Below are 13,547 nucleotides of genomic sequence, written 5' to 3'. Positions count from 1 at the left end.
GTCTAATCCATGAGTGGGGAAATTTTTCCTACTGTGCACGAGATCTCGCCTGACCGGGGTTCCTTCGCCCGGCCGAATGGTCCACCGTCCGCAGTGGACTTCGGTGTCGGGGCTGCGGTAGCCACCGCCAATTCGCGCGAAACGAATGGGAACAAGACGATTCGACCGACGATATCTCGGCTGACCGCTTCCGTCTCGGCTTGTATCCTGTTCCCGTTGGCGGCGCATGCCCAGGCGGTGAGCGACCCGGCAAAGCCATCCGAAACCGGAAAGCCGGCTCGCGAACAAGTCATCGTGGTGACCGGCCTCGGACTACCGACCACGCCGGCCAGTCCTGCATACGACACGCAAGTGCTCACCCGCAGCCAGCTCAACGACTTAGGCTCTGGCCGGATCGAAGACGCCCTGTCTTCGATCGCCGGGTTCCAACAGTTTCGCCGGTCGGACAGCCGCTCGGCCAATCCCAGCGCGCAAGGCGTGACCCTGCGCGCACTTGGTGGCAACGCGACCAGCCGGGCGTTGGTGCTGCTCGACGGAGTGCCGATGAGCGACCCGTTCTTCGGCTATGTTCCCTTGAGCGCGATCGCGCCCGAGCGGCTCGCCAGCGCACGAGTCACTCGCGGCGGCGGTTCGGGCCCGTTCGGCGCCGGGGCCCTCGCCGGAACGATCGAGCTTACCAGCGCCGATGCGCAAACGCTCGGGCCTGCAAGCGGGCAGGCGCTGGTCGACGATCGCGGCGAGACCGAACTGGCCGCCACCATCGCTCCGCAGCTTGGCGCGGGCTTCGCTACCGTGTCCGGCCGATGGGATCGCGGGATGGGCTTCTGGACCACGCCGCTCGACCAGCGGGTGCCGGCCAGCGTGCGCGCCAGATACGACAGCTGGTCGGTCCAGTTGCGCGGGGTCGCGCCGCTTTCCGACACGGTCGAGCTGCAGGCGCGCGGGCTTGCCTTCCACGACGATCGCACATTGCGCTTCGCCGGGGCAGACAACTCGATGGAGGGGCAGGATGCCAGCGTGCGACTGGTCGGTCGCGGCAAATGGCAATTCGATGCGCTCGCCTATATCCAGGCGCGCAACTTCACAAACGTCGTCATCAGCTCCTCGCGCTTCACTCCCGTGCTCGATCAGAGCAACACGCCTGCGACCGGGATCGGCGGCAAGCTCGAACTGCGCCCGCCGGTTGGCGGCGGCCATGTCTTGCGGCTCGGCACGGATTACCGCCGTTCGTCGGGCCAGCTCTACGAAGATGCGATCAGCGCATTCTCGGGGATGATCACCCAGCGGCGCAACGCGGGCGGCACCAACACCGATCTCGGCCTTTTCATCGAGGACGACTGGTCGCTCGGCCCGCTGACCCTGACCGCCGGTGCTCGGACCGACCGCTACACGATCCGCAACGGCTTCTATATCGCGCGCGCGCCGGACACGTCCTTGGTGCAGGACTCGCGCTATCCCGACCGCTCGGGTTGGGAGGGATCGTATCGCGGCGGCGCGCTGCTGCACGTGGGAGGCGGCCTGGCCATACGAACTGCTGCGTATACCGGACTAAGACTGCCGACCCTCAACGAACTCTACCGCCCGTTCGTGGTGTTCCCGGTCACGACCGAGGCCAATCCGGACCTCAGGAACGAACGCCTCGTCGGCTACGAAGCGGGGATCGACTTCGCGCCGAGCAGTGCGGTCAAGTTCACGCTGACAGCATTCGATAACCGGGTGAAAGATGCGATCGCCAATGTCACCATCGCGACCAACCTGCGCCAACGGCAGAACATCGACGCGATCCATGCACGCGGAATCGAAGCCACGGCACAACTCTCGCTCGGCAGTTTCGGGTTCGACGGCTCGCTCGCCTATACCGACGCAGTAGCACGCGGCAGCGGCTTTGCCGCCGCGCTCGACGGGATGCGCCCCGCCCAGACCCCCGAGTGGGCCGCAAGCGGCACGCTCAGCTGGCAACCTGGGCCGCATTGGCGGCTCGCCGCCACTGTCCGGTATATCGGCGCGCAGTATGAAGACGACCTTCAAACCGACGTACTCCCGGCAGCGACCACGCTCGATGCCTACGTGCAAGTCCCTTTGACGGACCACTTTGCGCTCATCCTGCGCGGCGAGAACCTGACCGATGCCACGATCCTCACCCGCAACCAGGGCGGTTCGATCGACCTCGGCGCGCCGCGAACGGTGTGGGCGGGCGTGAAGCTGTCCATGTAACGCGCACCGCTGACTGCAACGCTCGGCTGGCGCAGCGACCGATTGCAACTGCGAGCTTGCAACCCTACCCAGGGGCATGGGCGAAAAACTGATCGGGGCCGTCGAGGCCGGGGGGACGAAGTTCATCCTCGCACTGGCGCGGTCGAGCGGGGATATCCTCGCGCGGACGCGCGTTCCAACAACGGTCCCGGCTGTTACCTTCGCTGCGATGCGGGAATTCTTTGACCAGGCAACCGGGGCGCACGGGCCGATCGCGAGCTTCGGGATCGCAAGCTTCGGGCCGATCGACATCGATCCCGCATCGTCCGCATACGGTACCTTCACGACCACCCCCAAGCCGGGCTGGTCGGGCGCGCGGTTCCACGATGCGCTGGCTGGGTTTGGCGCACCGATCACAGTCGATACCGATGTCAACGGTGCAGCGCTCGGCGAATGGCACAGCGGCGCAGGCCAGGGCTGCGGCACGCTCGCCTATACCACCATCGGCACCGGAATCGGCACCGGGCTGGTCAGGGACGGCCGCTCGCTGATGGGCTTTTCGCACTACGAGAGCGGCCACATACGCCCGCCGCGCGACCTGGCGCGCGATCCTTATCCCGGCAAATGCCCGTTTCACGCAGATTGCCTCGAGGGGCTCGCCTCCGGGCCGGCGATCGCCGATCGCTGGGGGGCAAGCCTCGACCAGGTCGATAACCGGGAGGACGCGGTCGAACTGATCGGCAGCTATATCGCCCACCTGGCGGCAGCGCTGGTCCTGCTGCACATGCCCGACCGGCTGATATTCGGAGGCGGCGTGATGCACGCGCCGGGCTTGATCGCTTCAGTGCGGCGACAATGCGAACGCCAGCTGGCCGGCTACATCGTCGATCCGCGCCTTGACGACGGACTCGAGCGCTACATCGTCGCGCCCGGCCTGGGCGACGATGCCGGGATCACCGGGGCGATCGAACTCGGCAGGCAGGCGCTCGGCGAATAGCCGGGCCCTTATGGCCTCACGACGAGGTTACCGGTGTTTCCGCCGGTGAACAGCATCAGCAGGGCCTGGGGGAAATTGTCGATCGGCTCGACCACATGCTCGCGTAACGCCAGCTTGCCGCTGCGGATAAGCTCGGCAATTTCCTGGTTTGCTTCGCCAAAGCGGGCGGCGTGGTGGCTGACCACGAAACCACGCATCGATGCGTTGCGCTCGGCAAGCCGCAGGTAAAGCTTCGGACCCTGCACGTTGTTGAGGTCCTGGTACTGCGAAATCGCTCCGCAGATCACCACTCGTGCTCCTGCGGGCGCAAGATTGTCGAGTGCAGCATCGAGGATCTCTCCGCCGACATTGTCGAAGAATACGTCGATACCCTCCGGTGCGAGCTCGGCGAGCCGGGCGGCAACATCCTCGTGCTTGTAATCGATCGCGGCATCCGCGCCGAGTTCGTCGACGACGTACGCGCACTTGGCCGGACCTCCGGCAATGCCGATCGCCTTGGCCCCACGCGCCTTGGCCAGTTGCACAACGCATGACCCGACCGCCCCGGCCGCGCCGGACACGAGGACAGTATCCCCTTCCTCCACCTCGCCCACAGCGATCAAGCCGACCCAGGCCGTCAGGCCGGTGGTCAGGCCCAGCGGGCCGATGTAGGCCGACGGCTCGATCCCCGGCGCAAGGTCCAGCTTGGTCAGTTCGCTTGCCGGCACAACAGGATGCGTTTGCGCACAGAGCATCCCGTAAACCCAGTCGCCAGCCGCCAGGTCATCGCTCGCACTCTCGATCACTTCACCGATGCCGAAAGCGCGAACAGTGCTGCCGAGGTCGCCTTCCTCGTGGAAACCTCCATCATCAAGCGTCGTACGGATCCAGGCATCGATTGACAGCGTGTCGGCACGCACAACGACATGCCCGGGCGGCACAGCATCGATCGATTCCTCCTCGATCGAGAAGTCCTCGACTGCCGGATTTCCTTTCGGGCGCTGCCGAATGACGACGTAGCGGTTGGTGGTAGCGATGGTTGCCTCCGGGGCTGGATTGGTTGGCCTTATGCCTATTGGCGGGCCCGGTAGCGGCAAGTGCCATTTTCGTTAGCGCCCCACCCAAAATTGACAATTGTTTCCTCTACGCGCGCGGCTGACAATCGACCTCAAAGAGCGGGATCCGACTCTGCCGGTGCCGCAGCGAGGAAAGGAAGGCAAATGCCGCGCAGCCAGCTTATCGAAATGACCCGGTCGCTGATCGAATATGGCCGCAAGGACTCGATGGAGTTAGCCGACGAGGTGGTCAGGATTCCGGCATCGAGCTATACCGATCCAGAGATTTTCGAGCGCGAGAAGAAGCAGATTTTCCGCCGCTTGCCGCTGATGGTGGCCCCCTCATGCGAACTGCCAAACCCGGGCGACTACAAGGCGATGGACATTTGCGGCGTCCCGCTGCTGCTGACCCGTCAAAAGGACGGCACCGTGGCTGCAATGCTCAATATGTGTAGCCACCGGGGCAACCCGATCGCCAGCGGCACGGGCAACGCTTCGCGGTTCACTTGCGGTTATCACGGCTGGACCTTCAAGAACGACGGCGCATTGATCGGCGTCGCCAGCCCGCAGGATTTCGGCGCGATCGACAAGGCCGCACACTGCCTCACGCACTTTCCGGTATACGAGAAGGCCGGACTGATCTGGGTGACGCTCGATCCCAATTCGAAGCTCGACATCGCCGACTACTTGTGCGGCTACGACGACCTGCTCGAAGCGTTCGGGTTCGAAAGTTGGCACTTGTTCAGCCAGCGCACGCTCAGCGGCCCGAACTGGAAGACCGCATACGACGGCTATCTCGATTTCTACCACCTACCGGTGCTCCATGCGAACACCTTCGGGGCCGATTTCTACAATCGCGCCAACTACTTCGCGTTCGGCCCGCACCAGCGCCTGTCGACCCCGTCACAATTTGCGATCAAGGTCTCGGGCGAGGACGACATGAAGATCGACCTGACCGAAGTGGCCGACGAAGACCTGTCTTACGAAGTGCTCGTCCAGGGTGTGTGGACGATCTTCCCGCATATCTCGATCGCCAGCTTCTATGGCGGCGGACTGCGCGGGGCGATGATCAGCCAGCTGTTCCCCGGCGATACGGTGGGCGAGAGCTACACCACCCAGTTCTACGTGATGGAGCACGAACCGGACGACGAAGAGAAGATCAAGGCTGCGCACGAGCAGTTCGACTTCCTCGAGATCGTCGTGCGCGACGAAGACTACAAGACCGGCAAGCGCCAGCACGAGGCGCTGCAGAGCGGACTGCTCAAGGAAGTGCTGTTCGGCCGCAATGAACGTGGCGGGCAGGTCTTCCACCAGTGGGTCGAAAAGCTGGCTAATGCTAGCGACGCAGAACTGGTCGACATCTTCGCGCAGGAAAGCATTCCCGAAGCTGCCGAATAGCAAGAACCCGCCGCATTCCTGCGGCGGGTCTCTCGCGCGATCGTCCGGGACTAGCCGAACGCGGGCCGGTGGTTGCTTTCGCTCCAGTCCTGCCGATCGACCCAATCGCGCATCGGTTCGAGTTCGCCCTCAAGTTCGGGAAACCGTTCGTACACGTGGTCCATTTCGACCTCGAACGGCCTCGTTGGAGCGGTGTTGTTGTATTCATAGAACGCCGCGATCCCTGCTGCGAAGGGCTCCTTTTCCTCTTCGGGCATGCCGTCTCCGGCTGCATCGACGAGGTAGCGACCGAATTCTGCCGGAGTGCAGGGGGCGTAGGCGATCGGCTTTCCGAAACTATCGCTCAGGATCTGCGCGACCTGCTTGCCGATTAGCCTTTCCGGCCCGCCGATGTTGAGCCAGGCACCCTCCATGTCGGGCCGCTCTAGCGAGGCGAGCATGAACTTCGCGACGTCGTCGAGGCTGATCCAGTTGGCCTGCAGTTCGGGGTTGTGCGGATAAACGTAGCGTCCTTCGTTGACGATGAACGGACGCGCCCAGTTGGTCAGCAGGTTGTCCATGAACAGCACCGAGCCGAACACCGTGCCCGGCGCACCGGAGCGCCACAGCGCGTTGATCCCGGCGGTGTTCCCGGCATAGGTGTGGGCCTCGCCCGGTTTGTCGGGGATCCAGCTCGAGGTGTTCCAGACGACCCGCTTCACCCCCAGCTTGGCAGCTTCGGCACCGACCTGCCCCACCAGCACCGCGCGATCGGCGCGCGCTTGGAGGGGATGCGTGTAGAACACGTAGTCGCTCCCTTCGAGCGCATCATGGTAGCTGTCGGTATCGTAGAGATCGACCGGGCGGATTTCGACCTTGTCGATCCCTTCGATATCGAAACCCGCGAAGGGATCCGGCTGGCGCGACAGGGCACGCACGTCGTAGCCTGCCTTGAGCGCCTGGCGCACTTGCGCCATGCCTTGCCGACCGCTCGCTCCGAACACCGTAATCAACGCCACTGGCTCTCTCCTGTTCGTCTGTGTTTGCCCGAGGCTAGACCATCGACAGGGTGCCCGCGCTCGACGAATTTGATAGCCGAAGCAGTTGGCACGATGGGCTATCGCCTGGACAGCGAAAGGACCGGCCATGACGTTGACGCTCGCGGACAAGGACGAAATCAGGGACGTGCTCGCAGCCTATGCGCACGCGGTCGATCGCCGCAGCTGGGATTTGATGGAGCGGATATTCCACGATGATGCGACGTTTGCGTTTGGTCCGGTCGGGGGCGGCTGGCGCGATTTTCTCGCACAGGCGCGCGCGATCATCGATCCATGCATTGCAACGCAGCACCAGCTCGGCCAGATGCTCATTGCCGAAGCGGGCGAAGGGGCCGCGCACAGCGAAACCTACATGACTGCAATGCACATCGTGCCTGCCGGGTATCCCTTGCCCGAAGTGTTTCCCGACCGCGGCGAGACCTACGCAGCAATCGTGGCGGGTCGCTATGTCGACAGGCTCGAGAAGCGCGATGGCGAGTGGCGCATCGCCAGCCGCAAGGGCCTCTACGATTGGCGCGAATTCCGCGAGATCGGCGCTGCCGAGCTGGTCAATATGCCCGAAGGAGCGTGCGGCTATCACGACGAGCGCGACCCCGCGACGCCAGTGGTCGCGCGTTGGCGCGGCTCCTAGCGCCGCAGCACCGAAAACACGCCCGTCATCGTTGCCAGCAAGTCCTGGCCGCGCACAATCCGTCCGCTGGCATAAGCGGTGCGGTTTCCGATCCGGTCGATCCGCGCATCGGCTACGATCCAATCGCCCAGCCTTGCCGGACCGACAAAGTGGGTCGTCAAGGCAATCGTGACCGTTGGCAGCGGCGGTTTCGAGGAATTGAACGCCTGGAACGACAACGCGACATCGGCGAACGTCGTCAGCACCCCCCCGTGGGCCGCGTCCTGGTAATTGATATGGTGCTGCTCGATCCTGAGCCCGACCAGCGTGTGATCGCCCTCAGACTTGAGCCAGTACGGCCCGCCGTGGTCGAGGAAACCGGGGCTGAAACGGGCTGGCTTGAACCCTTCCGGTGGCTGGAATGCGCTCAACGATCCTCTCCCGTGCTGCGGTTTGCTATCATAGGGCGGCCCAACGATCTTTCGCGCTATGAATTATGCCAATGGCCCCACCTCGTCCGATCCGTAAATCAGGTAGTTTATGACCGAGCAAGTTGCCGAGACCGTCGATCCCGCCGTCAATGCCCATACCTTGGGCGATGTCGTGCGAGCCCACGCGGAGGCAACGCCCGATGCAGTTGCATTCACTTTCGGCGACGAAGAACTGACCTTCGCCGAGCTCGACGAAGGCAGCAACCGGACAGCTAATGGCCTGGCATCGCTTGGCATCGGCAAAGGCGACCGAATCGCCTACCTCGGCAAGAACCACCCGCTCTATTTCGAAGTCCTGCTGGCGGCGGCCAAGATCGGTGCCGTCATGACCCCGGTGAATTGGCGGCTCGCCCCGCCCGAGGTTGCCTACATTCTCGAGGATAGCCAGGCCGGCGCGCTGTTCGTGGGCGAAGGCTTCAGCGACATGGCCGGCAAGGTCGCAGGCGGGCTCCCCAACCTTGCCGCGGTGATCGGCATCGACGCGCCGGACGCCCAAGTCGACTATCGCCAGTGGCGCGACGGCTTCGCGGGCAGCGACCTGAAGATCCCGCTCGCCGGAACCGACGACGCGCTACAGCTCTATACTTCCGGCACCACTGGCAAGCCCAAGGGCGCAGTGATGACCCATGCCTCGCTGTTATCCTCCCGCGACAACCGCAACCAGGGCGTCGAGCTGCGCGAATGGCAGGAGAGCGTGCCGGGTGAAGTGACGCTGCTGGCGATGCCGTGCTTCCACATCAGCGGGACCGGGACCGGGCTTGGCACGATCATCAACGGCACTTGTTCGATCGTCCTGCCGGAATACGATCCGACCAAGGCGCTCGACCTGATCGAGAACTACAATATCTCGAAGATCTTCATGGTGCCTGCCGCCATCCAGATTATGCTCAACCACCCGCGGGTAAGCGAAGTCGATTTCAGCCGCCTCAAATACATCACCTACGGCGCTTCGCCGATCCCGCTCGAACTGATGAAAGCGGCGATGGCCCGGTTCGGCTGCGGTTTCGTTCAGATGTACGGAATGACCGAGACGAGCGGTACGATCGTCACGCTCGAGCCCTCCGACCACGATCCCAACGGCAGCCCGAAAATGCGATCGGTCGGTACCCCGCTGCCCGGCGTCGAAATCAAGATCATCGATACCGGCGGCAACGAAGTCGGCCCCAACGAGGTCGGCGAGATTGCCACCCGCAGTGCCAAGAACATGCGCTGTTACTGGAACAAGCCCGAAGCCACCGCCGAGACGATCGACAGCGACGGATGGCTGCGAACCGGCGATGCCGGTTACATCGACGAAGACGGCTACCTCTATATCCACGACCGGGTGAAAGACATGATCATCTCCGGCGGCGAAAACGTCTATCCGGCAGAGGTCGAAAACGCCGTGTTCTCGCACCCCAAGGTGGCAGACGTCGCCGTGATCGGCGTTCCCGATGAAAAATGGGGCGAGGCGGTCAAGGCCTGTGTCGTGGTCAAGGAAGGGCAGGACCTAACCGAAGCCGAAGTGATCGCCCACGCCCGCGAACACATCGCTGGCTACAAATGCCCGAAATCGGTCGACTTCATCGAAGCGCTTCCGCGCAATCCCTCAGGCAAGATCCTTCGCCGCGAGCTGCGCGCGCCCTACTGGAAGGGCAAGGACCGGGCGGTCAACTGAGATGCTGTGGGCACCGCTCAAGCCGTGCCAGGTCGCCTACTACGTCGAAGACGCACGCGCAGCCGCGCTTGCCCACAATGCCGCCTTCGGATCTGGACCGTTCTTCGTGTTCGATCACGTCCCGCTCGTCTGGAGCGAGCATCGCGGTCGGCGCGTGGTCCACGATCACACCTCGGCCTACGGGCAGTGGGGCGACAAGATGATCGAGTTCGTCCAGCAGCACGGCGACGATCCGAGTGCCTTCCACGATCTCTACCCGCAGGGCTCCGGCCACTTCGGCTTCCATCATGTCGCCAGCTTCGTCTCGCGGCTCGATCCTGCGATCGCCCACTGCTCCGAGAATGGCATGCCGCTCGCCCAGTTGAGCGAAACCGCGACTGGCACGCGCTACGCGTTTGTCGATGCGCGCGGTTCCCTGGGGCATATGATCGAGCTCTACGAACCGTCTGACGGACTTACCGATTTTTACGAAATGGTCGCCGATGCAGCACGGCACTGGGATGGCAAAGATCCGATCCGCAAACTCAACTGATCGAAACAGGCCGCCTGCCGAGGAGCGATCACATCGGGCGGTAGAGCGGATGGCCGCTGGCATCGATCTTGAGAGTCGGCAGTGGCAAGGCAGGATCAGGGGCAAATTCGGGCTGGTCCTCGAGCCGTTGGCGCCAGTCCAAAATGTAGAGCCGTTTGGAAATGCGCCATTCGCCCGCGCGCTTTTGCCATTCGTCGAGATAGCGCCCGCCGTAGAGGTGACCCGCCAGCGAGCCGTCGTCCTGACGCGTCGCTCCAGCGAAAATCCCGTAGCATTCGCTCATCGCGGCATCTGCCGAAGCAAATTTGACGATCAAACCGCCGAGCATATGCCAGCGCCGATCCGACGCGCGCTCGGTCGCCATGACCACTGGCAAGAATTCTGCCGCCGGGCCTTTGTAGAAACCGTAGTCGAGCTCGGCATCGGGCCAATAACAGCTCGCCTGCCCGTCATCGTCGAGCCAATCGAGCGTGCGCGCGTAGCGGGCGACGACATCGCCGATCGCCTTCCGGTCCAACAATTCCTGCACCGCCGCGTCCATCGCACCCACCTTTTTCGCCAATTGTCCTCGCAATCCTATGAGAGCAGCCTCACGGCCGTCCATTCGCATTTTCAGGAGTGAGGCTTGGCCAGCAAAGCCGACGTGAACCTGTTTGACCCGACGGTGCAGCAATGCCCGTTCGAAGCCTATCGCGTGTTGCGCGACGAAGATCCGGTCCACCGGATCGAAGGAACCGACATCTTCGTCGTGACCCGCTACGAAGACGTGCGCCGGGTGCTGCTCGATCCGAAGGCATTTCCCAGCTCGGCCGCCGAGGGGCTCTTTCGCGCTTCTGCCGCAGACGCCGAGCGCGGGCGCAAAGTAGCAGGGCGCTTCGAAGAGAAAGGCTGGCTTCCGGCCGCGACGCTCAACGGGCGCGACGATCCCGAACATAAGCAAATGCGGGCAATGTTCAACGAAGCGTTCAAGCCCGGTCGCATCAAGGAAATCGACCCCAAAGTCGAACAACTAGCCTACGAACTGATCGACGGGTTCGTTGCCGACGGGAAATGCGAATGGGTCAGCCAGTTCTGCATCCCGTTGCCACTCTACATCATCGGCGAGCAGATGGGCGCGCGGCGCGAGGATATCTGGCGCATCAAGAGCTGGACCGAAGCGTTCTTCCACCGCATCTCGTTCATGCTGCCCGAGGACCGCCACCTGGAGATGGTCGATCGCGAGATCGAAGCGCAGCACTATTTCCAGCCGATCTTCGAGCGGCTGCGTCAGCACCCCGACGAGTCGCTAATCAGCGTGCTGGTCAACACCGTGATCGAAGACTGGGGCCGTACGCTCACCGACAACGAGCTCCACGCGGAAATGATGGCAGATACTTTCGTCGGCGGCAGCGAAACGACCACCAATGCGCTGGCGGCGGGGATGAAGCTTCTCATCGAAAACAAGGATGTGTGGCACCAGCTCAAGAGCGATCCGGAGCGCTACATGAAGACTTTCGTCGAGGAAGTCGTCCGGCTCGAAACGCCGGTGCAGAGCCTGATGCGGTTCGTTGCCCAAGACGTCGAACTGGGCGGAACCACGATCCCGGCAGGCGCGATGGTCAACGTGCGGTTCGCTGCTGCCAACCGCGACGAGCGCCAGTTTGAATGCCCTGAGAAGCTCGACCTCGAGCGGCCCAAGGCGGGCAGTCACATGGGCTTCGGTTCAGGCGTCCACCACTGCCTCGGCGCGCCATTGGCGAGGCGCGAGCTGACCTGGGGCTTTACTGCCGTGATCGACCGGTTCGAAGATATGTGGTTCGCCGAGGGCAAGAACGATTTCGGCTACCACCCGCATTTCCTGCTGCGCAGCCTGAAAGAACTGCATATCGAATTCGAACCGAAGCGTCGCTAGGCGGCCGCACGGCCCGCGCTGCGCCCGGCGATGTATCCGAAGGTGATCGCCGGACCTAGCGTGCCCCCGGCCCCGGCGTAGATTCCCCCGGTGGGCGATGCGATCGCGTTGCCTCCTCCGAACAGGCCCGGGATCGGCTGGCCCGCATGGTCGAGGATGCGCGCCTCGCCGTCGGTGCGCGGCCCGCCGTTGGTGCCGAGCAGTCCCATATGGACTTCCACTGCGTAGAACGGTGCCTGGTCCACCACGCCGAGCGTCGTTGCGGTGCCTTCGCGCGAGCGATCACCATAAAAGTGATCGTAGGCGCTGGTCCCGCGCGCGAAGTCCGGATCTTCGCCCTTGGCCGCATACTCGTTGAACCGCGCCACTGTGGCGGAAAGGGCGACCACGGGCACGCCGATCTTTGCCGCCAGCTCCGCGAGGCTCGCTGCTTCGGTAACCCACTCGGGCAAGGGATCGCCCGGCATCACCGTGTCGATGGGATAGCGCGCTCGATACTGGGCATCGAAAACCAGCCAGGCCGGCAGGTTCTCGTAGTCGTAGCTCTGCGGATCGAATTCGTGGAACGCCCCGGCGAGCGCAGAATAGTTCGCCGCTTCGTTGCAGAACCGTTTGCCCTTGCGATTGACCATCAGCGAATGCGGCACGGTCCGCTCGATCAGCAGCGGCGAGGCGCGCTGCTCGCCCGAGGCCCAGCGCGCGGTTGAAGGCGCCAGCGTAGGTGCCCACCATGCGCTGGTCATGTTTCCCAGTTTTGCCCCGACGCGCATCGCCAACCGCAAACCCGTACCAATCGCCGTCGGCGGGGAAGCGGGTGCGTCGACGGGGCCGCGCAGGAATGTCTGCTTGAGGTCCGCATCCCACTCGAACCCGCCGGTTGCGATCACGACACCGCGCTTCGCCCGGAGCTCGAACGGCTTGCCGCCCTGCGATCCGGCAATGCCCACCACTCGGCCATCTTCGACCATTAGACGCTCGGTCTCGACGCCGAACTCGGGTTCGATCCCGCGTTTGAGGCATGCCTTGAGCATCCGCCCGACCATCGCCTGGCCGAACCCTCGCTCGTCGTTGGCGATACGCCGCTGCATCTCTTCGGGTGGCACGACACCGGTCCCGCCACCCAGCGGGGTCTCGCGCAGCATCATCGGCTTCAGGTCTTCGATTGCGAAAATCCGGCCGGCCCAGTTGCCCAATTCCTTGAGGCTGAACAGGTCGTGGTCGAGCGCGCGGCCACCTTCGGGCTTGGCCCCCGGCCGATCGAGGTAATAGTCGGGGTAGCCGGGCAGCAGCGAAACGCTGAGTGCCCCTGCACCAGTCAGGAATGCAAGCGCCCCCGGTCCATTGTCGACAAAAGCCTCCAGAGTATCGTCGACGAGGTCACCGTGCTCAAGCGCCCTGAAGTAGGCCAGCGCCTCTTCCCGGCTGTCGGCCATGCCCGCCTCGCGCATCGCCGGATTGCCGGCGATCCAGATCACCCCGCCCGACACCGCGCTTGTCCCGCCGACCCGCTCGCCGCGCTCGATCAGCCTGACCCTTGCCCCACCCTCGTGCGCTGCGAGTGCGGCAGTCATCCCGGCAGCACCGGTTCCCAGCACGATTACGTCGGTCTCTTCCATGATCGCGACTAAGCCGCTTTGGCCGCTTTAGGTACAACCCTTCATTTTGGCGGTGGGAGAACCGAATTGCGCGGCGCTATCCTTGCGCTGG

The 13,547-nt window shown here is 63.7% G+C and carries 12 protein-coding genes; 7 read left to right on the top strand and 5 right to left on the bottom strand.

Annotated elements, in window-relative coordinates; translation table 11 throughout:
• Positions 1-237 precede the first annotated feature (237 nt).
• Both CJO11_RS10460 and CJO11_RS10455 read left to right on the top strand, forming a co-directional pair.
• On the top strand, positions 238-2,214 hold the full coding sequence (locus tag CJO11_RS10460; RefSeq protein ID WP_240504451.1) for a TonB-dependent receptor plug domain-containing protein: 1,977 nt from the start codon (positions 238-240) through the stop codon (positions 2,212-2,214).
• Positions 2,215-2,290: 76 nt separating this feature from the next.
• A complete protein-coding gene (locus CJO11_RS10455; protein ID WP_095012663.1) occupies positions 2,291-3,190 on the top strand; it encodes an ROK family protein in 900 nt (299 codons plus the stop codon).
• 8 nt (positions 3,191-3,198) lie between these two features.
• On the opposite strand, the gene CJO11_RS10450 is transcribed toward CJO11_RS10455, so the two are convergent.
• Positions 3,199-4,266 (bottom strand): NADP-dependent oxidoreductase, encoded by a 1,068-nt coding sequence (locus CJO11_RS10450; protein ID WP_095012662.1) that lies wholly within the window; start codon positions 4,264-4,266, stop codon positions 3,199-3,201.
• 123 nt (positions 4,267-4,389) lie between these two features.
• Between CJO11_RS10450 and CJO11_RS10445 the strand changes: the two genes are divergently transcribed.
• Positions 4,390-5,622 carry an aromatic ring-hydroxylating oxygenase subunit alpha gene (locus CJO11_RS10445; protein WP_095012661.1) on the top strand — a complete coding sequence of 411 codons (1,233 nt, stop codon included), beginning with the start codon at positions 4,390-4,392 and terminating at the stop codon, positions 5,620-5,622.
• A gap of 50 nt (positions 5,623-5,672) precedes the next feature.
• Here the strand turns inward: CJO11_RS10445 and CJO11_RS10440 are convergent, their stop codons facing one another.
• Positions 5,673-6,620: an SDR family oxidoreductase gene (locus CJO11_RS10440; RefSeq protein WP_169829183.1), complete on the bottom strand. Its 948-nt coding sequence runs from the start codon at positions 6,618-6,620 to the stop codon at positions 5,673-5,675.
• Positions 6,621-6,747: 127 nt separating this feature from the next.
• On the opposite strand from CJO11_RS10440, the gene CJO11_RS10435 reads away from it, so the two are divergent.
• Entirely contained in the window at positions 6,748-7,290 is a 543-nt protein-coding gene (locus CJO11_RS10435; RefSeq protein WP_095012659.1) for a nuclear transport factor 2 family protein, read from the top strand.
• On the opposite strand, the gene CJO11_RS10430 is transcribed toward CJO11_RS10435, so the two are convergent.
• Positions 7,287-7,700 (bottom strand): PaaI family thioesterase, encoded by a 414-nt coding sequence (locus tag CJO11_RS10430; protein ID WP_169829182.1) that lies wholly within the window; start codon positions 7,698-7,700, stop codon positions 7,287-7,289. The two genes, CJO11_RS10435 and CJO11_RS10430, sit on opposite strands and share 4 nt — an antisense overlap.
• Before the next feature lie 109 nt (positions 7,701-7,809).
• On the opposite strand from CJO11_RS10430, the gene CJO11_RS10425 reads away from it, so the two are divergent.
• Positions 7,810-9,417, top strand: coding sequence for a fatty acid--CoA ligase (locus CJO11_RS10425; RefSeq protein ID WP_095012657.1), 1,608 nt, complete (start codon positions 7,810-7,812; stop codon positions 9,415-9,417).
• Between the two features lies 1 nt (position 9,418).
• On the top strand, positions 9,419-9,949 hold the full coding sequence (locus CJO11_RS10420; protein ID WP_095012656.1) for a VOC family protein: 531 nt from the start codon (positions 9,419-9,421) through the stop codon (positions 9,947-9,949).
• A 28-nt stretch (positions 9,950-9,977) separates the two neighbouring features.
• On the opposite strand, the gene CJO11_RS10415 is transcribed toward CJO11_RS10420, so the two are convergent.
• Entirely contained in the window at positions 9,978-10,511 is a 534-nt protein-coding gene (locus tag CJO11_RS10415; protein ID WP_169829181.1) for a nuclear transport factor 2 family protein, read from the bottom strand.
• Between the two features lie 63 nt (positions 10,512-10,574).
• On the opposite strand from CJO11_RS10415, the gene CJO11_RS10410 reads away from it, so the two are divergent.
• Positions 10,575-11,840 carry a cytochrome P450 gene (locus CJO11_RS10410; RefSeq protein WP_095012654.1) on the top strand — a complete coding sequence of 422 codons (1,266 nt, stop codon included), beginning with the start codon at positions 10,575-10,577 and terminating at the stop codon, positions 11,838-11,840.
• Here CJO11_RS10410 and CJO11_RS10405 read toward each other — a convergent pair.
• Positions 11,837-13,456 carry an FAD-dependent oxidoreductase gene (locus CJO11_RS10405; RefSeq protein WP_095012653.1) on the bottom strand — a complete coding sequence of 540 codons (1,620 nt, stop codon included), beginning with the start codon at positions 13,454-13,456 and terminating at the stop codon, positions 11,837-11,839. The two genes, CJO11_RS10410 and CJO11_RS10405, sit on opposite strands and share 4 nt — an antisense overlap.
• Between the last annotated feature and the right edge of the window lie 91 nt (positions 13,457-13,547).

Source organism: Tsuneonella mangrovi (assembly GCF_002269345.1).
Taxonomy (GTDB): domain Bacteria; phylum Pseudomonadota; class Alphaproteobacteria; order Sphingomonadales; family Sphingomonadaceae; genus Tsuneonella; species Tsuneonella mangrovi.
The sequence above is the reverse complement of the archived record's forward strand: the minus strand, read 5'-3'. Positions and strand labels throughout refer to the sequence as shown.